We start from the raw sequence: 23,206 nt of genomic DNA, 5'->3' as shown, positions 1-23,206 counted from the left end.
ACATGACTCAAACACCTGAAGCTTTAACAACTGAGCAATTCAAACAGGCTATTATTGATAAAGGTCAGTACTATCATATCTATCATCCATTTCACGTGATGATGTATGAAGGGAAGGCCACTCAAAAACAAATTCAGGCTTGGGTTGCGAACCGCTACTATTATCAGATCAATATTCCGTTAAAAGATGCTGCGATCATGGCAAATTGTCCTGATCAGCGTGTGCGTCAGGAATGGATTCAACGCATGATTGATCAGGATGGTGAGTATCCTGATGGCGGTGGCCGAGAAGCATGGTTACGCTTGGCAGAAGCGGTTGGGCTTAGCCGTGAACAGGTTATCTCTGAAGAATTAGTTTTGCCGGGTGTGCGATTTGCCGTAGATGCTTATGTCAATTTTGCACGCCGTGCCTCATGGCGTGAAGCAGCAAGTAGTTCTCTAACCGAACTATTTGCACCTCAAATTCATCAGTCCCGTCTTGAATCATGGCCACAGCATTATCCTTGGATTGATGACAAAGGCTATGAATATTTCCGTTCTCGTTTAAGTCAGGCACGCCGAGATGTTGAACATGGTTTAACAATTACCCTTGATTCATTTACCACACATGAACAACAACAAAGAATGCTGGAAATATTACAGTTTAAACTGGATATTTTATGGAGCATTTTAGATGCGTTAACACTGGCATATGTACACAATCAAGCACCATATCACAGCGTGACCCAAGAACGTGTATGGCACAAAGGACTATTCAAATGAATAAAGAACAATTTGATGTAAATCTTGTGCCGACATGGCGACAAGGTTATCGCTTTCAATTTGAACCTGCTCAAAATGGTTTTGTGATTTTATATCCTGAAGGCATGATTACTTTGAATGAAAGTGCAGGAGCCATTGGACAGTATATTGATGGAAAAAATAATGTTTCCGACATTATTACCCAGCTGAAACAGCAATTTGGCGATATAGCTGAAATTGACAATGATGTCATTGATTACATGTTAGTTGCCCAGCAACAACATTGGATTGATTTTAGATGACCCATGGTGTTGGTTTGCCTCTATGGCTATTAGCGGAGCTAACGTATCGGTGTCCGCTACAATGTCCATATTGCTCAAATCCTTTAGACTACGCACAACACAAAAATGAACTGACCACGCAAGAGTGGTTTGAGGTTTTTGATCAGGCACGTCAAATGGGGGCTGTCCAACTAGGGTTCTCTGGCGGTGAACCTTTGGTGCGTCAGGATTTGGAACAACTGGTTGCACATGCACACCAACTTGGATTCTACACTAACTTGATTACCTCTGGCATGGGACTTACCGAGCAGCGTATTTCTCATTTAAAACACGTTGGTCTAGATCATATTCAAATTAGCTTTCAAGCGAGTGATCCAGTCGTCAATGATGCTTTGGCAGGTTCAAAGCATGCTTTTGAACAAAAGTATGAAATGTGCCAACTGGTTAAGAAATATGATTATCCAATGGTCCTTAATTTTGTGATTCATCGGCATAATATTGACCAGATTGATAAAATTATCGAACTTTGCCTTGAACTTAATGCAGATACAGTCGAGTTAGCAATTTGTCAGTTTTATGGATGGGCTTTTTTAAACCGCCAAGGTTTATTACCGACACAAGAGCAATTGATCCGTGCTGAACGTATTACCAATGAATATCGGGAAAAGTTAAAAGCGCAAAATCATCCTTGTAAACTTATTTTTGTGGTGCCTGATTATTACGAGGAAAGACCAAAAGCCTGTATGAATGGCTGGGGCAAAATCTTCTTTACAGTCGCTCCAGATGGTATGGCGCTGCCTTGTCATGCAGCAAGACAATTACCGATTTCTTTCCCAAATGTTCGTGAGCAGAGCCTTTCCAATATTTGGTATGAATCGACCGGTTTTAACCACTTCCGTGGCGATGCATGGATGCCAGAAGGTTGTCGTAATTGCCCTGATAAAGATCGTGATTTTGGTGGCTGTCGTTGCCAAGCCTATATGTTAACCGGCGATGCAAACAATGCAGACCCTGTCTGTGGCAAATCGCCGTATCATCAAGTGATTGAACAGGCACGTGCCGAGAGTGAACTCGATTCAACGCTAGAAAAACTGATGTTTCGTAATAGCCGGAATTCAAAACAATTTACGGTTCAACAAAACATTCCTGTTCAAAATATTGCAGATGAATAGCGGTGAGAACGTAAATATGAACCATGGCACGTTTCCTGTTTTTGATGGCCATAACGATGTACTCACGCGTTTGTGGTTAAGCGATCATAGCAATCCTGCTCAAGCTTTTATCCACGATCGTTTAGCAGGACATCTCGATTTAACACGTTGCCAACAAGCCGGTTTTGTTGGTGGCATGTTTGCTATTTTCTTACCTCCATACAGCTATGTTCAGCAGTACCATCCCAACAAACTTTTTGATCCAACTGCATCTGACTTTACACAACAACAAATTGAACAAATTTGTTTAGAACAACTCGATTTAGCAAAACAACTTGCTCAGTATTCTAACAATATCCAAATTTGCACAACGGTTCAGGATATTCAGCACTGCTTAACACAACAAAAGTTAGCGATTGTATTACACATGGAAGGTGCTGAAGCACTCCAGCTCAATCCAGATTTACTCGATGTATTTTATGAGGCTGGGCTTCGTAGTATCGGTCCACTTTGGAATAGGCCCAGTCGTTTTGGACATGGTTTAAATGCCAAGTTCCCTCATTCACCGGATACAGGAGCAGGTCTTACTCACGAGGGCAAAGCATTTATAAAACGCTGTGCTGATAAAAAAATGGTGGTTGATGTTTCTCACATGAACGAACGTGCTTTTGGGGATACAGTTGACATTCTCCAACAACCAATCGTCGCGACCCATTCGAATGTCCATGCTTTATGTCCACAAGCGAGAAACTTAACAGACGCTCAGCTCAGTGCAATTCGAGATTCTAAAGGCATCGTCGGTGTAAATTTTGACGTCGCATTTTTGCGTAAAGATGGGCAGCGTGAAGCGAACACGCCCATTGATGTACTTTTAGAGCATCTCGAATATTTAATAGATCGAATGGGTGAAGATCATGTTGGCTTCGGCTCTGATTTTGATGGCGCACTGATTAGCACTGAAATTGAAGATGTTACTGGTCTACACGGACTTATCGAGCGAATGCAGGAACGTCATTATTCAACAGAATTGATTACCAAAATTTGTTGGCATAACTGGTTGAATGTGTTGAATCGAATTTGGATGTAATCAAATGAGGACATTTAGTCCTCATAATCATCTTCACCACGCTTTAAATCCGCTTGAGGTGCATCTTGGGTTGGCAGTTTATATTCATCACTGGCCCAAGCACCTAGATCAATTAATTTGCAGCGTTCTGAGCAAAAAGGGCGAAATTCATTGCCTTCCCAAGTGCTGTTTTCGCCACAACGTGGGCAGGGGAATGTACGAGGCATAGAAAATTCCTAAAACATAAAACAAATAGATTAGGCAAAAGTAAGGTGAGTTGTTAGACTTATGCCGATTTAGAGATAGTTTGATGTGAATATGTCGATTCGTCAATTTCAAGCCCACCGAATGCAGGCACCTCGAGATTTTGCTGTGATTCCCAATACGCCGATTTGCGTTGAAATCGGTGCTGGAAAAGGTAAACATGCATTGTTGTTTACAGGGCAGAATCCACAAACAACACTATATGCAATTGAACGAACCAAAGAAAAATTTTTAGCGATGCAAAAACAGCATCAGCTCGAAGTACGTGAACACCTATATCCGATTCATGCGGATGCTTTACCTTGGATCGTACACGCATTATTCCCTGCTCAAGTAGAACAGTTTTTCATTCTTTATCCAAATCCAGAGCCGCATAACCCCGCACAGCGTTGGTTGAATATGCCTTTTTTTGAGTTTTTACTTTCGCGTCTTCGACCGAATGGTACGATTACCTTAGCGAGTAATATTCCTTCATATATTGATGAGGCGGAACAGCAGTTAATTCATGTATGGAAATTACCCTATGAGAAACAAAAAATTGCAGCGGATTCTGCAAGAACACATTTTGAAATTAAATATTTGGAACGGGGTGAGCTTTGCCAACAGTTAGTCATCACAAAACCTGTTGCCTACTCAACCCGATTTGATGATTTTGCACCCTTACAAGGGCAAAATGAGCAAGAGCAACATGAAGTCTAAGCGTATTGCCATTATTGGAGCTGGACCTGCAGGTTTAATGGCTGCGGAAGTTCTTAGTCAATATGGTTATGACGTTGATGTGTTTGAACAAAAACCTTCAGCTGCTCGAAAATTTTTAATGGCGGGTAAAACAGGACTTAATATTTCTCATGCTGAGCCTATACAGGCATTCATCCAACGTTATGACCGTGCTGAATGGTTAAGCCCTTGGATAACGCAATGGGATGCAAAGTGGATTCAAGACTGGATGAAAGGTTTGGGAATTGAATCTTATATCGGTAGTTCTGGGCGGGTATTTCCAATAGAGATGAAAGCAGCGCCGTTACTTCGCGCATGGTTAAAACGATTAGCTGCAGATGGGGTTAAATTTTATTACCGGCATTGCTGTGTGGGTTTATCTCAGAATCAATTGACCATCGAAAACCAAAGCCAACGCTTTACTGCAACTTATGATGCGATTGTACTGGCTTGTGGTGCTGTGTCGTGGTCGCAATTGGGGAGTGATGGAGCGTGGCAGCAATGGCTGTCGAAAGATGAGATTACCCCCTTCCAAGCAAGTAATGTTGGTGTATTGAAAACATGGTCGCCATTTATGCAGGATTGTTTGGGGCAAGCGCTTAAACGTGTTGATGCTTGGGTTGTACCTGAACGTAAGACACATGGCGATATTGTGATTACTCACTATGGTTTTGAAAGTGGCGTGATTTATAAATTAGGGCGTGATCTAAGATCACAGCTTGCTCAAGATCAAAACTTGCAGCTTCATTTAGACTTGTTACCTGATATCAGCCTTGATCAATTAACTAAAAAGTTACAAGGCAATAAGAAGCAGTCACTTACCAATCTTTGGCGCAAAGCAGGTTTGGATCATGTGAAAATTAATTTAATTCGCGAAGTGGTTGAGAAAAATTTATGGTCAGATGCGCATCAAATGGCTGAGCACATCAAAGGACTTATAATTCCTCTCAGTGGGTTTCGTCCAATCGAGGAGGCCATTAGTTGCGCTGGTGGAATTCAGCAAGCGGCATTGTCACCACGGTTACAATTGCAGTCAAATCCTTATGTGTTCTGTTGTGGTGAAATGTTGGACTGGGATGCACCAACTGGGGGGTATTTGTTGACCGCTTGTTTTGCAACAGGACGTGCCGTGGGTGAAGGGATACATCATCTATTGGCTTAGTTTTATTTAAGATGATGTTTTCTAAAGTATTGCTTATTTTTTATTTATTTTTCATGTTCTAAATATCCTTTATTTTTATTTGTTGGCGAGTTTTTTGCACTGTTGAGATTTATCTATTTATTGATGAATTTACAATGTGGCAAAAACTCAAATCCAGTTTATTTCTTCAGGTCGTTCTTGCATTAGTCCTTGGTATTATTATCGGGATTAGCTTTCATGATTTTTCTTTAGCATTGAAACCATTGGGTGATGGTTTTATTTCACTGATCAAGATGTTGATCGCACCGATTGTTTTCTGCGTGGTGGTACTTGGGCTGTATGGTGCCAATGACATCAAGAAAATGGGAAAGGTGGGGGCAAAAACAATTTTATACTTTGAGATAGTGACTAGTGTTGCGCTGATCTTGGGAATAATTGTTGCCTATGTATTCAAGCCTGGTGTGGGCATGAATATTGATATCACGAAACTAGACGGAAAGGATTTAAATGTCTATACGGAACGTGCCAACACAATGGGTTCAGGCTCAGATTTTCTTCTACATATTATTCCGAAAACTTTTGTAGATGCATTTGCTAGTGGGGACATTTTACAAGTTTTACTGATTGCAATCCTATTTGGCATTGCTTTATTGCTGATCCCAAAACATATGGGAGATTTGGTTTGTCAGGCACTTGAAGCATTTTCTGAAGTATTCTTTAAAATGATGGGATTAATCATACGGCTAGCACCGATTGGTGTCTTGGGGTCTGTTGCCTATACCACCGCAAAATTTGGTTTGGACTCATTGATTCAATTGGGTTACTTAGTTTTGCTGTTTTATGTGACTTGTATCTTATTTGTGTTGATTATTTTAGGTGGGATTCTTCAAATCTCCGGCTTAAACATTTTTAAATTCTTAAATTATTTTAAAGCAGAACTGTCCATTGTGTTGGGTACAGCATCTTCTGATTCTGTGTTACCTCAAATTATGAAAAAGCTTAAAAATTTAGGTATCAAAGATTCCACCGTTGGCTTAGTCATTCCCACAGGCTACTCGTTTAATTTAGATGGGTTTTCTATTTACTTAACACTCGGCGTTATTTTTATTGCTCAGGCCTGCAATATTGATTTATCGATGCATGATCTTCTCGCAATTTTATTGGTGTCATTAATCACCTCAAAAGGTGCTCATGGTATTCCAGGCTCTGCATTGGTCATCTTGGCGGCGACATTATCAGTTATCCCAAGCCTTCCAATGATTGGGCTGGTTTTACTATTGTCTGTCGATTGGTTTATTGGAATTGTACGTGCCTGTACCAATCTAATCGGAAACTGCGTGGCAACAGTTGCAATCGCACATTGGGAAAAAGATATTGATCATGAACGCGCACGTGCCGTATTGGATCAGCGGATTTAGAACGTTATTCTTCGTCGTGAAGGATTATTTTTGTAAATTGAGATGCATTATCTAAATGATATTCATCATTTGCAAGTTGTACTGATCTAGCCTATATTTTTATGTGAAAATTCATCAAAGGAAATAACAATGTCTCAGACTTCACCTGTATATCATGGTAGTTGTTTATGTGATGGAATTCATTATGAGATTCATGGTGAAATAGGCGAGATCATTCAATGTCATTGTCAACGCTGCCGTAAAGCAAATGGGAGCGCTTTTGCCACGAATGCGCCGATAAAAATAGCTGATTTTAAAATTACCAAAGGCGAGCATTTACTGAAAAAATTTCAGTCTACCGATACCACACAACGTTGTTTTTGTATGGAATGTGGCTCCCCAATTATGAGTATAAAAACCGATACGCCTGAGTATTATCGTTTGAGAATTGGAACTTTAGATACACAGTTACAGCAAAAACCAAGTCTGCACATTTTTACGGCGTCTAAAGCGGAATGGGACAGCATCACTGATGATTTACCACAATATGCAGAACGTCCTTAATATAGTGTTTGATTATGATTTTTGAGACAGCAAATTTAGAAGCAAATGAAATCTATCGTTTGTTAAATGGCGGGGTTACGCCTCGCCCGATTGCTTGGATTAGTACCTTATCTGTGGATGGTGTAGCGAATCTGGCACCTTATTCCTTTTTCAATGTGGCAAGCTGTAACCCGCCGATCCTTTGGTATTCACAAGTGAATCCGAGAACAGGGCAGGACAAAGACACTTTGCGGAATTTAATTGAAACCAAAGAGTGTGTAGTGCATATCGTGAATACTCAGTTACTTGAGAAAATGAACTTGTCATGCGCGGCACTGCCATCCGAACAAAGTGAATTTGATTTTGCTGAAATCGAATCTTGTCCAAGTCATGGCGTAAAACCTTTATCGGTTAAAGGTTCTATGATTCGGTATGAATGTCATTTGCGAGAGGTGATTCAACTCAGCTCCTTGCCATCTGGTGGAACGGTTGTCTTGTTAGATGTGAAATCTATTTATGTCGATGATCGATTGTGGCAAGCCGATACAGGCATGATTGATCAACAGCAATTGGATAGTGTGGGAAGAATGGGGGGAGAGTTTTATAGCTTCACCACGGAATTACAAGCCCTCAAGCGACCATAAAATCAGATAGAAACAATAGGAGGTAAAATACCTCCTATTTTGTGATGGGTAGTTCATCCTTAAGCTGTGTTTCATCCCAGTGATGGTTGATAAATTCGTGAATTGTATTTGATTGTTCGGGTGGACTAATACGTGAAATGATAATGGATTGACAGCGATTAAAGTGTACAAATCGGTGTAGTGTTTTTAGAAATGGTGCTAGCCATGAGCTGAGATCAATTTCTGTATTTTCAATATGTAGGTGCACTAATTCAAATACACCACTTTTACGATGAGCTTTGCAATCAACTCTACCAACAAAAACATCACCAAACAAAATGGGTAAACAGAAGTATCCATATTTTCTTTTTAGTTCAGGGGTGTAACATTCAAGACGGAAGTCAAACTCGAAACAGGCTTTTACGCGTTCTCGATGGATGATTGAATTATCAAAAGGAGAGAGTAAGTGAAGGTTGCTATGATTTGTGTTATACGTTTTTTCAAGTAAATCGATGCGCACATAGATTGTTTGTATTTCATTTCCTTCAAACTTTTGGATGATTTTATCCTCAAGCATTTGACTTAGAATTTTTTCAACATTTTGACGTAATATTTGTCCCTTTTTTAAATGTGTGATTTGCTTGATGGTGGTAAAACCGTACGCTCTAAGATAAGTCTTGACGAGATATTCTGCGTATTCTAATACGGTTGGTAGTGTTGTATTGATCGTGCTGGGCAGCACCCTTTCACTAAGATCATAAACTTTTTCTATACCATTTCGAGCGCTAATCATGAGATCCCCTTGCATAAAAAGCTGCTCAAGCGCGATTTTTGTTGGTTTCCAATTCCACCAACTACTATTACTTTTACTTAAGCTTTCAAAATCTCTAGCTTTTTGTGGTCCCTCAATACGGATTTTGTCGTACACATTGTGCATGATTTGAGAATCAGCTTTAAAATAACGAGATTCACCATTTTTAATGCTCAGCATTTGCGGTAAAGCATAACGAAAATCTTGCATGGGCAAATACGACGCAGCATGAAACCAATATTCAAATATTTGACGTTCTGCGACTAATTGATCAAGAAGTTTGGGCTGATAATCAGGGATTCGTGTCCAAAAAGTATGGTGATGTGCCCGAGAAACCACTGATAAAGTATCAATTTGTACATAGCCCAGCTGTTGTATGGCCGCAAGAACAGCCGCTTTTCCTGAGCCAAAAGGTTTTTTGTGATTCAGACCTTGCGCTTCTAATGTAATTAGTCGTAGTTTTTTTAATAGATCAGCTTGGTTAATCGTCATGATTTCCCTCAAGTATTTTTATTCAAACATTTGTTATTTCGCTGAATATTACATTTCTAAATTTCACACCTTCAGAAATCATTCAGGCGAAACTAAAAAAGTATTTCACGACGAGATGTGCGGTTGGTAAAGGCGTGCATTATTTTATCAAGTGATAAAATGAAACTTCTTTTTCTACGCGTCATTGGCTATTATTAGAACATAAAATATTTTAAATCAAATTATTAAGAGTATTTATGAGTACTGAATTATCTTTAGAGAAACAAGAGCAAAAAGAAATTTTACCATTTTCGCCCAAAAACTTATGGATGCTGTTCTTCCAACCGAAGACATTTTTTTCTTTGCCAGCAATCTATCATCATCGCAGTATTATGATAGCTGCCTATTTAATAGGTGTGTTTTCTGTCATGGATCGAGTCGATCAAAAGTTGCTTCAAGCAGAATTTGGAAATCGCACCTCGTTAATGCTTGATATTACAGATGCTTGGTGGAGTTATTGGTTACTCGTTTTAGGGCTGGGGACGATTTCTGCTGTAATTGTTTGGTTGATACACGGTTGGTGGTATAAAAAGCGTTTACAGTTTTCAGGCGCCAAAGACGCAGACCCACAACTGGCCCGACATATTTGGGCTTTACAATCTTTAGTTGCAGCTTTGCCTGTTATGATTGTCGTAATATTACAGACATTGATGTATAGTAGTTATCTTGATGCCTATCAAAACTCATCAATTTTGAACTTGGTGGTAATTCCTTTTATATTTTGGTCATGTTGGGTGAGTTATCGAGCAGCAACCTCAGTGTTTAATACCAACGGATGGGCGAAATTTTGGTTTCTGGCATTTCCGATCACGTTTTATGTGCTAGCAATGGGGCTTTTGACCGCTTTAATGGCAAATGCATGATCGGTATAGGATAGCAAGCAGGAAGGGAAACCTTCCTGTCTTTTCAATATCAACGGGCAGTTAGTGCCTCACCTTCAAATTTCACACCATCCCAACCATTTTGCATAAATTGACGAATGTTTTGGTGGTCCGTTCCTTCTGGTGTTGCAAGCACAGAAGCGTAATGCTCAGCAAATAAACTTAAGGTATCTTCAGCATTTAAGCCTTCAATTTTAGCAAAAGAAAAAACTTTGGCACTGCCTTGATTTTCCGTTGCAGCATTAAATTGTGCGCCATTTTGAAAAGCAGTTGGAGTGTGTTGATAGCGTGCTTCAATAAATGCCAACACATCTGCAAATTTTGCTGAGCCATCTTTTAATTGTGCGAGTAAGCTTTGTGCCATGAGGACTTTCCCTTGTTATTTCGTCAGCGGACAATAATAACATGATGTATCTGTGGATAACTTTGCCTTTATACACAGATTAAAAGATTCATTGAGTTGTTTAAAAATTATGTTATTTTAGGGCAAAGGAGATGGCATTCCTCCTGTAACAAACCGCCATTGTGGCTAATGATGCCTACGTTACCCTGAACAGGGGCGTAGGATCGTGCGTGCTCTGTTCTTTATTTAGAGGGCTCGCAGATGCATACTATCGATAAAAAAATTGATCACACCATGTCTTATCTTTGTTGTACTCCACATTTGGTTTTGGAGTAATTATGTATTATTCCTTGATTTCAATTGCATTAGGTTCTGTGCTCGGCGCATGGTTACGTTGGTTTATTGGCTTAAAACTCAATCCAATTTTTCCACATATTCCACTCGGGACCGTAAGTGTTAATTTGGTTGGTGGCTTTATTATTGGCTTTGCGATTTCATATTTTTCGCAAAGTGCTTTAAGTCCAAATTATAAACTATTTGTGATTACTGGATTTTGTGGGGCACTCACCACCTTCTCAACCTTTTCCGCTGAGATTATTACGCTGTTGCAAAGTGGTAAATTGGAATACGCAGCACTGACTATTTTGATCCATGTATTGGGATCATTGTTGTTTACGATTTTGGGTATGAGTCTACATCAATGGTTGAGTGCTGCTTAGTTTGGGAGTGTTAGATCGATGAATGGATTTTTAATTAGCTTTTATACTGCGCAAAGTCGTCAGTATGAAGGACAATCAATCGTTGATTGGTTGCTAGCGATCGCAAAGCAAATGGATTTACGTGGTGCGACAGTGATGAATGCCAGTCAAGGGTTGGATCATCGAGGGCAGTTTCATTCAGCGGGTTTCTTTGAGTTGGCAGATCAGCCCGTACAGATCCAGTTTGCAGTCACTGAACAACAGGCCACAGCCTTACTTGACTATCTAAAGACTCAAGATATTTCATTATTCTATGTCAAAAGCCCTATTGAATTTGGCTTTATTGGCACTGCTTCTGCTTCGGATTAAACAATAATAAGTTTCAGACATAAAAAAAGAAGTCTAAGAGGAGGAGATTAGAGCCTTAGACTTCGAATTTTTTTACTTTAATTGCTCAACCTTAAAATAAGATTAAGCCTTACGATTAAAACGCCCAAAGCGTTTATTAAAGCTTGCAACACGACCTTCATTGCTCGCCTGACGTTGCTCACCTGTATAAAACGGATGTGAAGCACTTGAAATATCAAGCGTCACATAAGGGTAAACTTGACCTTGATATTCTTTGGTCTGTTTGGTTTGAATGGTGCTACCAATCAAGAAATATGTATCTGCATTGGTGTCATGAAAAAGTACTTTTTGATAAGCAGGGTGGATATCTTTACGCATATTGAATACTCCTATGAATTATAGAAATGTTATAACATAACTATAATCGCGTCAATCAGAGTACATTATGTGTAGAGTTGTCAGGGCCTTTTCACGGCATGGGTACTAACTCTTCAAATAGATCATTTAGATTGTCATGCACCTTGAGATGGATAAGATTCCAGTAGTGACCAGAAATGGTACGGTTGACCATTAGGGTATCTGGCGATGGTTTAAAGACATCCCAGTATTTCAATGACTTTTTAACCAGACGCATCCCATCATGATGTGAGGAGTTTTCTTCAAAGTCATAGTGCGTACTTAAAGGACGGAGTAGAATTTCGATCCATTGTAGGTACAACTCACTTGGGAATTTCTGTTTTTCTGCAATTGAATGGAGTTCGACCAATAAATCTTCAACTTGATCAATGTCTTCTTGGCGAGCAGCATTCACCAGTGCTTTAAAGTGTTGAATAATTTCAGGTGAAAGGGTTTTGACGCTACCATAATCGTAGATGATGACACTTCCATCTTCACGGAAGGCAAAATTTCCAGGATGCGGATCGCAGTGGAAACGTTTTAGGAAGAACATTTCCTGCCCTAAAGCACGAATTAAGCGACGACCGATCTGATTGCGGATATCAACTGACCACGTACTTGCCGTTTCAATCGATTCACCTTGTTCAAGACTTAAGGTCAATACGCGCCGTGAAGAATATTCTTTATATACTGTTGGGATAATGATTTGGTCATCCAATTTTTCATGGAAGGTTTTAAAAACTTCGAGATTCTGTGCCTCGATTTCATAGTTTAATTCTGCTGATAAACTGTCTTGAATCTCTTGGAATAATTGGTCTTGTAGTTTTTTATCAATTTTGAGGACACCCATGAGGCGTAAGGCAAGACGGACTTGTTTAAGATCACTCTCACATGCGTCATCCACTCCAGGGTACTGAACTTTGACTACCACTGCTTGACCATTTGGAAGTACTGCACGGTGAACCTGTCCAATTGAGGCTGCTGCAAAAGGTTCTGCTTCAAATGAGCTAAAAATTTGATTTAAAGGCTTGCCGAGTTCTTTTTCAACTTGTTGTTGAATGGCTGAGAAAGGCATAGCGGGTGCTTGGCGTTGTAACTTGGCAATCGCTTTTGCAACTTCAGGCGGGAAAATGTCTTTGTATTGTGAGGCGATTTGCCCAACTTTCATGACTGCGCCTTTCATTTCTCCTAGTGTGTCAGCGATTTGCAAGCCAATGTCTTGGAACAGTTGGCTACGTGCTGCATTTTTTTGCTCTTCGTCAGCAGTGAAGTTGCGAATGGAGTTTGCTACACTTTTACTGGCAATGCTTGCGGTCATGCCAGCCAGTTTTAAAAAACGTTTACTGGGTGAGCTTGCATGTTTTGCCATTTTGCTTGACCTCGGGTGATCCGCTGTTATCGTGATACTTTGATCATAGGCGACAAAGCTTAAATTGCCTATAACAAAATGTTAAGTCCTGTAAGTATTAAACCTTACTGCCTTCATGATCATCATGAAACGTAATTTATGTGATCTCTGCTAAACGTTTATTATTTAAGTATAAGCGCCCAATTAAGAGTACACAGGCAATGCTTAAACCAATAATCAAACCGAGCCAAACGCCTGCGACGCCCCAAATGGTATAACGTGCTAAATATAAGCCAATCGGGAACGCAATGACCCAATAAGCCATGAGGGTAATCCACATCGGTGCTTGGGTGTCTTGCATGCCACGTAGACAACCTGCCGCACCGACTTGCCAAGCATCCATGAGCTGATAAGCCATCGCAAACCAGAGTAAATACATGGCTACAGGAATGACATGAGGGTCTGTTGTATAGATAGCAACGATATATGGGCGTGCAATTGCAATTAACAGCATGGTACAGATTGCAAAGAAAGTCGCACTCATTAGTCCGATTTTCTGAACTTGACGCATGGCATGCCAGTTTTTCTCACCATAGTACATTCCAACACGAATCGTGAGTGCAATCGCGAGAGATAACGGAATCATAAATAAGACAGAGGTTACAGAGATTGCAATTTGATGTGCGGCAATCGCATTTTCCCCTAATGGACTTAATACCAATGCACCTGTGCTGAAGATACTCACCTCAAAGAAAATCGCCAAACCAATCGGCAGACCTAGCATCAAGATGCGTTTTGCCCACATTGGATCAAGTTTTTCCCATGTCGTGAAGACCGGAGTTTTTTGATAGGCTTTGGCTTTAGAAATATAAATAGCTAAAGTGATAAACATCAACCATTGCAGAATTGCCGTTGCGAAACCACAGCCTGCACTCCCTAAAGCAGGAATCGGCCCCAAACCATACATGAAAATCAGGTTCAGTGGGATCAGTACTACAAGCGCGGCTAAACTAATGACGGTGACTGGACGAGGATGCCCCAATGCCTCTGAGTAACTGCGTAATGCGGCATACATCATCACTGCAGGCATCCCAAAACCAATTGCATGCAAGAATAAGCTTGCCTTGGGCAATAAGCTTTCAGGTACGCCAAACAATGGCAATAATAGTGGCATCGCTTGCAAAATGAGCATTGCGATTACACCGAGAATGGCGGCAACCCACAATGATTGGCGTGCAATGGTGGGAATTTTCTCAGGTGTCTTGGCGCCTCGTGCTTCGGCGACGAGTGGTGTTGTTGCAATCATAATCCCCGCAAAAAGCAGCATAATGGGCATCCACAATCCAACGCCAACAGCAATCGCTGCAAGATCACCTGCGGATAGATGCCCCGCCATAATGGTATCTATCAAGCCAAAACCAGCTTGAGCAAATTGGGTGATCAAAATAGGGAGCATTAAATGAGACAGTTGTTTGAGTTCAAACCGTGTGTTGGTAACGTGAGCCACTAAATATACTCTTCAAAATTAACGCTGTAGTGTGAGTAAAACACCAATAAAAATGACAATACTGCCGAGTAGGCGTTGCCAATTCACGGGGATTTTTTCTGTGCCTAACCAACCAAAATGATCTAATAAAATTGAGATGGTGAGCTGACCAAAAATTACAAGACCCGAAAAAGTCAGAAATCCGAGTTTAGGCGCAGTATAGATACTCATACTGATGGCATAAACCCCAAGAAAGCCGCCAATCCATAGAAACCATGGAATTTGTGAAAGTTCACCTAAAGTAGGTTTGGCTGTGCTTTGAAAGTAAACCAATAACGCCAAGATAATTGTACCAACTAAAAAAGATAAAAAGGCTGCTTGTAAGGGGGAATGAAGATGCTCTCTGAGTTGAGCGTTAATTGCAGTTTGAAATGCCATTGCCACGCCAACGCCGAGCGCTAGGGGAAGCATCAGAAGCAATTGGCTTGAAATTTTCATCATATGATTTGGTCTAATTGTTCTTTATTTTTACAGTCTAACTGAATCCAAGCATGATGATAAGCAATAGCATTGTTGCAACATGCAACCGACTTAAAGGGAGTCATGATAAAATAGAGGGGTTCTTTTATTGAGCCGCTATTTTGAGTCCGTTAAATCCAGCAAATATTCCTTTATCCCTATATATTCACATGCCTTGGTGTGTGCGTAAATGTCCTTACTGTGATTTTAATTCACATGCTGTTCCTGATGGGCATTTGTCTATGGATTTGGAACAGCAATATCTTGCAGCCTTAGTGGCTGATTTTGAGACGCAAATTGAAATGGCACAAGGGCGATCAATTCATAGCGTATTTATTGGTGGGGGAACACCATCGCTGATTTCGGCTCAAGGTTATCAGTGGTTATTTGAACAACTCAAAGCACGGTTAAGTTTTGAAGCTGATTGTGAAATTACCCTAGAAGCCAATCCCGGTACGGTTGAGCATGATCCATTTGCAGATTATCTTGCGGTTGGTATTAATCGGTTATCGCTTGGTGTGCAAAGTTTCGATACTGAGCATTTGCAGCGTTTGGGACGTATTCATACTGCCAGCAATGCACTGGATGCGATTCAACAAGCACGACAAGCCGGTTTTGAGCGTGTGAATGTCGATTTGATGCATGGTTTACCTCAGCAAACAGAGCAACAGGCATTAACTGATCTAAAATTGGCTGTAGGGCATGGTGCGACGCATATTAGCTGGTATCAATTGACCATTGAGCCGAATACGGTTTTTTTTAGAACTCAGCCTGTGTTGCCGCAAGATGAAGTCTTAGAAAACATCCAAGCGGAGGGTGAGGCATACTTAAAAGCCAATGGCTATGTAAATTATGAAGTTTCCGCATGGCGAAAGGAAAAGCCATCAGCACATAATTTGAATTATTGGCAATTTGGCGATTACCTCGCGATTGGAGCCGGCGCACATGGAAAGGTGACACGTCCTGAAGGCGTCTATCGGTTTCAAAAAACTCGCTTACCGAAAGATTATTTAGCTAAAGTTCCTGCTGAACATGTGCAAATGAAACGTATTGAAGCAGATGAGTTACCATTTGAATTTATGATGAATGCTCTACGTCTCAATCATGGCATTGATGCTGCATTGTATGCGCAGCGTACTGGATTGAATTTGGCGGAGTTAGCGCCTATTTTGAATACTTTGCGAGAGAAGAAGCTCTTGATAGCTGATGTAAATCGTATTGCATGTACTGAGCAGGGGCATATCTTTTTAAACTCAGTATTAGAGGCATTTTTATAACTTGATCATCATTTACGTTGAGCAAGGATGCTTAAAGTAAGTTAAAGATTATAGCTGTCATCTTTTGGAAAGATATTCCATACAAAATAAAAAACCTCATCATAAATGATGAGGTTTTTAGAATCTGGTGGGTCGTCCGCGACTCGAACGCGGGACCAACGGATTAAAAGTCCGCTGCTCTACCAACTGAGCTAACGACCCTGAAATAATTTTAGAGTAACACTCTAAAATTGTTGCAAGACAAGCGAAGCGCGTAGTCTTACAAATCTTGATAACTTTCGGTTATCAATCCTTTTCAGGAGTATCAAAACTTAAAGTGGTGGGTCGTCCGCGACTCGAACGCGGGACCAACGGATTAAAAGTCCGCTGCTCTACCAACTGAGCTAACGACCCATCTCGTTTTGATGTTGCGTATTCTAGCAACTTATTCAGCTAACACAAGAGGAAATTTAAAAACATGTGCATGATTGTTTATAAAAAGCACGATTTCCTCTTATTTAGCTAAAAAATAAACTAGAAACGGTATTGATAACTTTGAATATTATCAAATATCTCAGTGTTTACATCACAATAGCTTGATGCACCAGGTAATAAAACCAGTAAACGCTCAGAAGTTTTGCTTGGATCAAACGAATCTTCTTTCAGCTTGTTTTTCTGGTATTTGAACGTACCTGTAGTTTCAACTTTCTCTTGTACACGTAAGAACACTGGAATTGCATAGGACGGTAGGCATTTTTTAAATACATTGACCATTTCACTGAGGTCAGTCTTATCTAACGTCTGCCCATCAGCTAAGGTGATTGCCGCCATGCCTGCACGACCATTGGTATTTGGGATTTCAACACCATAAACAACTGCTTCTGCGATTTTTTCGTATTCAGAAACCATGTTTTCAACTTCAGTGGTTGATACGTTCTCACCTTTCCAACGGAAAGTGTCGCCTAAGCGATCGACAAACTGTGCATGACGGAAACCGATATCACGAACTAAATCACCTGTATTGAAGTATGAGTCGCCTTTTGTGAAGACATCTTTCAATATAACCGACTTGTTTTTTTCAGGATCAGTATAGCCATCAAAAGGAGAGCGGCTGGTAATCTTACCTACAAGTAGGCCAACTTCACCTGTTTTGACTTTCTTGCAATAGCCTTTACTATCACGTACCAGTTCATTTTTCTCTTTGTCATATTCAACGATTGCATATGGTGTTGGAGAAAAGCCAACGGTGTTGTCAAAGTTAAAGATATTACTAAAACCAACGTTACCTTCACTTGATGCATAAAGCTCGAGGACTTCTTGTACACCAAAGCGTTCTTTAAACTTGCCCCAAATATTTGGGCGCATACCGTTACCAATCATTTTGGTGACGCGGTGCGCGCGATCTAGTTCAGTTACTGGTGCATCCATGAGATAGCGGCACAACTCGCCAACATAACCGATTGCTGATGCATTGAACTTTTGTACATCTTTCCAGAACGCACTGGTTGAATATTTGCGACGTACTGCAAGTGTTGCACTACCTGCAATTACACCACACCAGCACACCACTACACCTGTAGCATGGTAAAGCGGTAAAGTCACATACATGACATCATCTTTACCTAGATTAAGGATGTGGCCATAGGTACCGTAAGCCAGCGTCCAGCGGCTATGTGTGAAGATCACAGCCTTTGGTAGACCAGTTGTACCCGATGTATAAATGTAGAATAAACCATCTTTGCCCGTTACTGTACGGGTGGTTGATGGATTAAATTTTGGAAATTGATCAATTTGTTGGGCTAGATTGACGTAGTCTTGAGGAGCAGTACCTGGATCTTTGCGTGTCTCTTGATCAGCAAACCAATGAAAACGGTCTGGCGCAACAGTTAAGTCTTGACGAATTTCATCAATTGCAGCACGAACTTCCTCACCTGCAATCACTGCAATTGGATTAACCAGATTAATACTGTGCGCAAGTACTTTACCAATTTGTGAGGTATTGACGAGCGCAATAGTTACCCCAATTTTTGCCAAAGCAACAATCGTAGCAATAAGCTCAGGGCGATTTTCTACCATTACGGCAATCACATCGCCCTTTTTCGCACCGATTGAAAGATAGTAATGGGCAATCTGGTTTGCCCATTCGTTGAGTGCTTGATAGCTGTAACTTTGATCTTCAAATAACAGGGCAATACCTTGTGGGTTGCGTTTTACTGCTTTTTCGAATGCAATGCCAAGACCCGCAGGGGATGAAGGCGTCCGCAAATATGCTTGTTTAAGCCCATTGAGGATATGAGGTACTTTGGTGATAAAGTTCGGTAGTCGAGTTGCGACATCACCAAGGGTAATAATATCGGTTTGTGTAGTTTGGCTCATATCAATCCTATTTATTTTTTGATCAATCCAAAATGGCTATCTATTGGAACACAACCATTTACATCACTGTTGTTGATGCTGTTTTTAATGGTAAGTTCCTAGAGCAATCAACCTAATTTTGACAAAATAACAAAAAAGCCCAGTCATCGAAATGACTAGGCTTTTGTTTATTGTGTGCAATTTAGCAAATTATTCATTGCTAGGCGTGGTTTTCTTTGGTGGTCGTCCACGTGGACGGCGAGGGCGACTTGATTTTTCTTTCTCGATTTTCGCTGCTTCATCCTCTTCTGAATCGGCAGTTTCAGTTTTCTCTGCTGATTCAGGTTTTTCCACAACTTTCTCAACTTTTGTAGTTTTCTCTACGGTCTCTACTACAGTTGTTGACTCTTCTGTTGTAGGTTGTTGAGGTTCTGGTTGAGTTTCCTCTGCAACAGGAACTATTTCTGCTTCAGATGCTACTTTTGCTTCTGCTGCTGCAAGTTCTAAAGGTTGCTGCTCTGGAGCAGGGGAAACCTCTGATGTCGGTGCTTCAACGGCTATAACTTCTTTTGTTTTAGTTTCAGAAGCTATTTCCGCATTTTCGACAACGGCTGGTGCAGCATTTGAAGCAAGATGTGCTTCTTTGGCTTGTTCTGCAGCAAGTTTAGCCAAACGACGTCGTTCACGAGGATCATTTGCGACACGTGCTGCCGGTGCTTTAGGTGGCGTTAAGTCTAGCACTGGCGCTGGCTCTGCTTCTGCAGCGATTTTCTGCGTTGGGAGTTCAGCATCGCGTGTTACAGGACGCTTTTCTTCAACAACAGTTTCTTCTGTCATTAAAGATGCAGCATGTTGTTCAGTGAACTTCTGTAACGCACGGTTGAATGTGGTAATTAAACCAAATTGCTCAATTAAGATCGTACAATCTTCACCGTACACATGACGGATTAAGCTGCCAAGCGTGTATTGTCCCAATGTTGGGATTTGCGATGGCGCAATTTTAGGTACAGCTGCTTTCTGAGCTGTTTGCGCACCACGTTGGCGACGACGTGAACGTGGATCATTGCTAGCACGTTTTACTGGCGCTTGTGCTGCTTCGATTGCTGGTGCCTCTTCAGCCACAACAGCTTCTGTTTCAGCAACTGGAGTCGTCTCTTTTTGTTCGACGACAGGAGTGGCTTCAACCTTTTTCGCAGGCGCTTGCTGTTGGTTGAGTGCAACAATTTCACTTTGTCCTTGATCAATATTCACAATCAAAGCAGTACTCATAGGCTCTGCACGAGGTGTATCGATCACATCCACTTTCACCTGTTGAGGGTTAACCACTGTTTCTGCTGGTGTTTCATTTAAAACACTTTGGTCACGATGGCGATTTGGGCGATTTGGACGTTGTTGATTATTGCGGTCACGACGTGGAACAGGCGCTGATTCATTTCCATTTGTAGCATCATGATGCTGTTGTTGATTTTGAGGTTCTTGTGACTGCTGACGTTTTTGTTGACGTTTTAGCTCACGTTGCTCATGGCGTTGTTCTTGACGTGATAATTGTACAACTTCTTCATGCACTTGGTTTTGTTGCTCATGAGCATGTGCATGTTGTTCACGCTGTTCTTTATGTTTGCGTTTCTTTTGATTTTGATTCGGACGATGTGGTTTTTCATCTTTATCAAATGATTCACGCGTTTCTTGTTTCACAGGGTTTTGTGAAATATATACATTGTTTGCAGCTGGTACCGTAGTCTCAGTGATGACTGGAGCATTTACTTGACCAAATTGACCGCGGCTCACCGCGCCATTGTTGATCATTTGCTCAATCGCTGCTGCCGCATTTTGTGCAGAACGAGATTGATCAATCGTTTGTGCTTGTTTTTGAACAAATAGGTTTTCTAACCAAGCACAAGGACTTGCTGATTTCTGCGCAGGCACTTGTGCTTGCTTCGGTTGAGCAGCAGACTGTGGTTGAGCATTTTTTTTCTGCGGAGCAGTAGTTTGAACTTGTGCAGGAGCAGCATGAACGTGTTCAGCATCTTCTAGATGCCATTCTGATGACTCATAGCCAAGTTCTTTTTCACTTGAACGGGTTGCTTCGGTACGTTCATAGCTAGAAGGGGCAAAGCCTGCTGGATTGTATTGGATTTGGTAATGTGGTGTTTCTAAATGCGGGTGAGGCAATACAGTGACACGTACATTTGAAGTTTGTTCAAGATAAACAAGGCTATGACGTTTTTCATTCAATAAGAAGGCTGCGATTTCTACAGGAACTTCAACTTGAACTTCACCTTGGCGCTCACGTAATGCAATTTCCTCGACCTTACGCATGATCGATAGTGAAAGTGAACGTAAGTCACGTACCATACCTGTACCATGGCAACGAGGGCAAACATAGCCAGTCGCTTCTTCTAACGAAGGACGTAAGCGTTGACGGCTCATTTCCATGAGACCAAAGCGTGACAGTTGACCGAACTGGATACGTGCGCGATCACTTTGTGTTGCTTCACGAAGTTTCGCTTCCACCATACGTTGATTGCGGTCTTTGGTCATGTCGATGAAATCGATCACAACCAAGCCACCAATATCACGTAAACGAAGTTGACGTGCAATTTCTTCAGCTGCTTCTAAGTTGGTATTTAAAGCTGTTTCTTCAACATCATGACCACGTGTTGATTTCGCTGAGTTGATATCGATTGAAACCAACGCTTCAGTTTGGTCAATCACGATAGAACCACCAGACGGAAGTTTTACTTCACGTTCATAAGCGGTCTGGATTTGGCTTTCAATACCAAAATGAGCGAATAGCGGCTCATTTAAAGTATAGGTTTTTAATTTGTCGAGTTGACGCGGCATTACTGCTTTAACAAAGTTATACGCTTCGTTATAAGCTTGTTCGCTATCAATCAAAATCTCGCCCACATCATCGCGTAAATAGTCACGAATCGCGCGCGTAACAACACCAGCTTCTTGATGAACGAGCATTGGTGAAGGACCAGTGCTTGCAGAGCTTTGGATTTGTGCCCAAAGGTCAAGCAAGTGTTGTAGATCGAGTTGTAATTCTTCTTGAGTGCGTCCGATACCTGCGGTACGAACGATGACGCTCATGCCACGAGGGATATTTAAGGTCGCTAAAATTTCTTTGAGTTCTTCACGAACTGAACCCGAAATTTGACGACTAATACCGCCACCTTTCGGATTGTTTGGCATGAGAACTAAATAACGACCAGCAAGTGAAATAAATGTCGAAAGCGCAGCACCTTTGTTGCCACGCTCTTCTTTTTCAACTTGGACCAATAATTCCGTGCCTTCAGTAATGAGTTCACGAATATTTGAGGTTTGACGAGGATCAGCCTTGAAATACGAGTTTGCAATTTCTCGCATAGACAAAAAGCCTTGACGCTGTGCGCCATACTCAACGAAAACCGCTTCTAAAGATGGCTCAACGCGAGTGACATGGCCTTTATAGATATTTGATTTTTTTTGTTCACGAGTACGATTTTCTAAATCGAAATCGTAAAGACGATTACCAGTGATAAGTGCAACGCGGACTTCTTCTGCGTGGGTTGCATTAATCAACATACGTTTCATGGGTGTGACACCTAATAGTGATGCACACAAACAACTGGCCCAATATTTTGAGCAAACATCAAATTGGCGCGATCAAGACTCAGAAGCAACAGTATTTTGGATGCTCTGAAACCACTGACTGTAAATCCAGCTTGGGCTTTGATACGGTTATTTCGATGTCAGCAATACTGCTTTAATCTTCGATCTATTGACATTTCATTCATGTCTTACATCTGTGAAATATCACTAGATCCGACATAATCAAAGTTTCCTGTACGCTTCACTGGCGGGTGAGCGGTGCATTGGATGGTGACTTTCACTGTCATTAAGCATTGAAGTCGATCCATCTGGAAGTTCTTGATACGGAATGATCATCGTATCTCTGCTTAGCAGTTCCAATGCATCAACGCTTTAGCCTGAATGCGACATCAGGGAGCAAATTGTCTGATGTGGATCAGTTTACGTTTAATAACCAACAAGAGTTGGCGACATATTTTTTCTGAACAAACTGTATGTGCAGATGCACAATTAAACGCAACAGTTTGTCATTTTGCCGATATAATAAGCCTTCGGCGTCGGCATAATTCTTTAGGACCTATCCGAGCTGTTGGTGAATATCTCATCGATTTAAAATTTTATCTAAATAAAATTTCTGATTTGATGCTCACTTACGGTGGTATCCGTGCGCTGAATATATCAAACCTTGCGGCATCTGCCTATGGGCTAAGTTTAGGTTTCTTGTGAAATAACTTA

At 41.1% G+C, this 23,206-nt stretch carries 23 protein-coding genes, 2 tRNA genes and 1 riboswitch; of the genes, 14 read left to right on the top strand and 11 right to left on the bottom strand.

The genetic code is table 11. The features are described from left to right. Positions 1-2 precede the first annotated feature (2 nt). From pqqC to F2A31_RS13680, 4 genes are read left to right on the top strand one after another with little or no spacing between them, the layout of a single operon-like run. The gene (pqqC, locus tag F2A31_RS13695) at positions 3-761 is read left to right on the top strand and encodes a pyrroloquinoline-quinone synthase PqqC (RefSeq protein ID WP_150026955.1); all 759 of its coding nucleotides are present in this window, start codon (positions 3-5) and stop codon (positions 759-761) included. After that, positions 758-1,042: a pyrroloquinoline quinone biosynthesis peptide chaperone PqqD gene (pqqD, locus tag F2A31_RS13690; protein ID WP_005088082.1), complete on the top strand. Its 285-nt coding sequence runs from the start codon at positions 758-760 to the stop codon at positions 1,040-1,042. Before pqqC ends, pqqD begins: the two co-directional genes overlap by 4 nt. After that, a complete protein-coding gene (pqqE, locus tag F2A31_RS13685; protein ID WP_150026953.1) occupies positions 1,039-2,193 on the top strand; it encodes a pyrroloquinoline quinone biosynthesis protein PqqE in 1,155 nt (384 codons plus the stop codon). Before pqqD ends, pqqE begins: the two co-directional genes overlap by 4 nt. A 16-nt stretch (positions 2,194-2,209) precedes the next feature. Continuing rightward, positions 2,210-3,259, top strand: coding sequence for a dipeptidase (locus tag F2A31_RS13680; protein WP_150026951.1), 1,050 nt, complete (start codon positions 2,210-2,212; stop codon positions 3,257-3,259). A gap of 14 nt (positions 3,260-3,273) precedes the next feature. On the opposite strand, the gene F2A31_RS13675 is transcribed toward F2A31_RS13680, so the two are convergent. Next, on the bottom strand, positions 3,274-3,465 hold the full coding sequence (locus F2A31_RS13675; RefSeq protein ID WP_004637751.1) for a DNA gyrase inhibitor YacG: 192 nt from the start codon (positions 3,463-3,465) through the stop codon (positions 3,274-3,276). A gap of 85 nt (positions 3,466-3,550) precedes the next feature. Between F2A31_RS13675 and F2A31_RS13670 the strand changes: the two genes are divergently transcribed. From F2A31_RS13670 to F2A31_RS13650, 5 genes are all read left to right on the top strand, one after another. Then, a complete protein-coding gene (locus tag F2A31_RS13670) occupies positions 3,551-4,201 on the top strand; it encodes a class I SAM-dependent methyltransferase (RefSeq protein ID WP_171490604.1) in 651 nt (216 codons plus the stop codon). Further along, entirely contained in the window at positions 4,191-5,381 is a 1,191-nt protein-coding gene (locus tag F2A31_RS13665) for a TIGR03862 family flavoprotein (RefSeq protein WP_150026947.1), read from the top strand. Before F2A31_RS13670 ends, F2A31_RS13665 begins: the two co-directional genes overlap by 11 nt. Positions 5,382-5,515: 134 nt before the next feature. Next, positions 5,516-6,778: a C4-dicarboxylate transporter DctA gene (dctA, locus tag F2A31_RS13660; RefSeq protein WP_004637754.1), complete on the top strand. Its 1,263-nt coding sequence runs from the start codon at positions 5,516-5,518 to the stop codon at positions 6,776-6,778. Between the two features lie 129 nt (positions 6,779-6,907). Beyond that, positions 6,908-7,321, top strand: coding sequence for a GFA family protein (locus F2A31_RS13655; protein WP_113997786.1), 414 nt, complete (start codon positions 6,908-6,910; stop codon positions 7,319-7,321). A gap of 14 nt (positions 7,322-7,335) precedes the next feature. Beyond that, complete coding sequence (locus F2A31_RS13650) at positions 7,336-7,944, top strand: flavin reductase family protein (RefSeq protein ID WP_150026945.1); 609 nt, start codon at positions 7,336-7,338, stop codon at positions 7,942-7,944. 34 nt (positions 7,945-7,978) lie between these two features. On the opposite strand, the gene F2A31_RS13645 is transcribed toward F2A31_RS13650, so the two are convergent. Beyond that, a complete protein-coding gene (locus F2A31_RS13645) occupies positions 7,979-9,226 on the bottom strand; it encodes a winged helix-turn-helix domain-containing protein (protein WP_150026943.1) in 1,248 nt (415 codons plus the stop codon). 236 nt (positions 9,227-9,462) lie between these two features. Here F2A31_RS13645 and F2A31_RS13640 point away from each other — a divergent pair, with 236 nt between their 5' ends. After that, entirely contained in the window at positions 9,463-10,128 is a 666-nt protein-coding gene (locus F2A31_RS13640; protein ID WP_150026941.1) for a hypothetical protein, read from the top strand. Positions 10,129-10,177: 49 nt separating this feature from the next. Here the strand turns inward: F2A31_RS13640 and F2A31_RS13635 are convergent, their stop codons facing one another. Continuing rightward, positions 10,178-10,510 carry a HopJ type III effector protein gene (locus F2A31_RS13635; RefSeq protein ID WP_113997782.1) on the bottom strand — a complete coding sequence of 111 codons (333 nt, stop codon included), beginning with the start codon at positions 10,508-10,510 and terminating at the stop codon, positions 10,178-10,180. Between the two features lie 118 nt (positions 10,511-10,628). Beyond that, positions 10,629-10,695: riboswitch (Fluoride riboswitch) on the top strand. A gap of 132 nt (positions 10,696-10,827) precedes the next feature. On the opposite strand from F2A31_RS13635, the gene crcB reads away from it, so the two are divergent. Both crcB and F2A31_RS13625 read left to right on the top strand, forming a co-directional pair. Continuing rightward, a complete protein-coding gene (gene crcB / locus F2A31_RS13630) occupies positions 10,828-11,208 on the top strand; it encodes a fluoride efflux transporter CrcB (protein ID WP_017395226.1) in 381 nt (126 codons plus the stop codon). 18 nt (positions 11,209-11,226) lie between these two features. Next, positions 11,227-11,556, top strand: coding sequence for a DUF190 domain-containing protein (locus tag F2A31_RS13625; protein ID WP_017395225.1), 330 nt, complete (start codon positions 11,227-11,229; stop codon positions 11,554-11,556). 102 nt (positions 11,557-11,658) lie between these two features. Here F2A31_RS13625 and F2A31_RS13620 read toward each other — a convergent pair whose 3' ends face one another. The 4 genes from F2A31_RS13620 to F2A31_RS13605 form a co-directional block, all read right to left on the bottom strand. Further along, the gene (locus F2A31_RS13620) at positions 11,659-11,913 is read right to left on the bottom strand and encodes a type B 50S ribosomal protein L31 (protein ID WP_150026939.1); all 255 of its coding nucleotides are present in this window, start codon (positions 11,911-11,913) and stop codon (positions 11,659-11,661) included. Positions 11,914-12,004: 91 nt separating this feature from the next. Next, entirely contained in the window at positions 12,005-13,300 is a 1,296-nt protein-coding gene (locus tag F2A31_RS13615) for an ABC1 kinase family protein (protein WP_005083717.1), read from the bottom strand. 136 nt (positions 13,301-13,436) lie between these two features. Then, positions 13,437-14,786: an MATE family efflux transporter gene (locus F2A31_RS13610; RefSeq protein WP_150026937.1), complete on the bottom strand. Its 1,350-nt coding sequence runs from the start codon at positions 14,784-14,786 to the stop codon at positions 13,437-13,439. An 18-nt stretch (positions 14,787-14,804) separates the two neighbouring features. Beyond that, positions 14,805-15,266, bottom strand: coding sequence for a DMT family transporter (locus F2A31_RS13605; RefSeq protein WP_150026935.1), 462 nt, complete (start codon positions 15,264-15,266; stop codon positions 14,805-14,807). Positions 15,267-15,406: 140 nt separating this feature from the next. On the opposite strand from F2A31_RS13605, the gene hemW reads away from it, so the two are divergent. Continuing rightward, entirely contained in the window at positions 15,407-16,561 is a 1,155-nt protein-coding gene (hemW, locus tag F2A31_RS13600; protein ID WP_150026933.1) for a radical SAM family heme chaperone HemW, read from the top strand. A gap of 125 nt (positions 16,562-16,686) precedes the next feature. Here the strand turns inward: hemW and F2A31_RS13595 are convergent. The 4 genes from F2A31_RS13595 to F2A31_RS13580 all read right to left on the bottom strand — a co-directional run bounded on the left by F2A31_RS13595 (position 16,687) and on the right by F2A31_RS13580 (position 22,474). After that, positions 16,687-16,762, bottom strand: a tRNA-Lys gene (locus F2A31_RS13595). Between the two features lie 116 nt (positions 16,763-16,878). Next, positions 16,879-16,954, bottom strand: a tRNA-Lys gene (locus F2A31_RS13590). Between the two features lie 120 nt (positions 16,955-17,074). Continuing rightward, positions 17,075-18,916, bottom strand: a complete 1,842-nt coding sequence (locus tag F2A31_RS13585) for a long-chain-acyl-CoA synthetase (RefSeq protein ID WP_150026932.1) — start codon at positions 18,914-18,916, stop codon at positions 17,075-17,077. Positions 18,917-19,105: 189 nt separating this feature from the next. Continuing rightward, positions 19,106-22,474: an Rne/Rng family ribonuclease gene (locus F2A31_RS13580; protein WP_150026930.1), complete on the bottom strand. Its 3,369-nt coding sequence runs from the start codon at positions 22,472-22,474 to the stop codon at positions 19,106-19,108. A gap of 426 nt (positions 22,475-22,900) precedes the next feature. Here F2A31_RS13580 and F2A31_RS13575 point away from each other — a divergent pair, with 426 nt between their 5' ends. After that, on the top strand, positions 22,901-23,197 hold the full coding sequence (locus F2A31_RS13575; protein WP_150026928.1) for a hypothetical protein: 297 nt from the start codon (positions 22,901-22,903) through the stop codon (positions 23,195-23,197). Positions 23,198-23,206 lie beyond the last annotated feature (9 nt).

The organism is Acinetobacter suaedae (assembly GCF_008630915.1).
GTDB classification, from domain to species: domain Bacteria; phylum Pseudomonadota; class Gammaproteobacteria; order Pseudomonadales; family Moraxellaceae; genus Acinetobacter; species Acinetobacter suaedae.
Note: the sequence above shows the minus strand (reverse complement) of the source record. Positions and strands in the feature narration are given on the sequence as shown.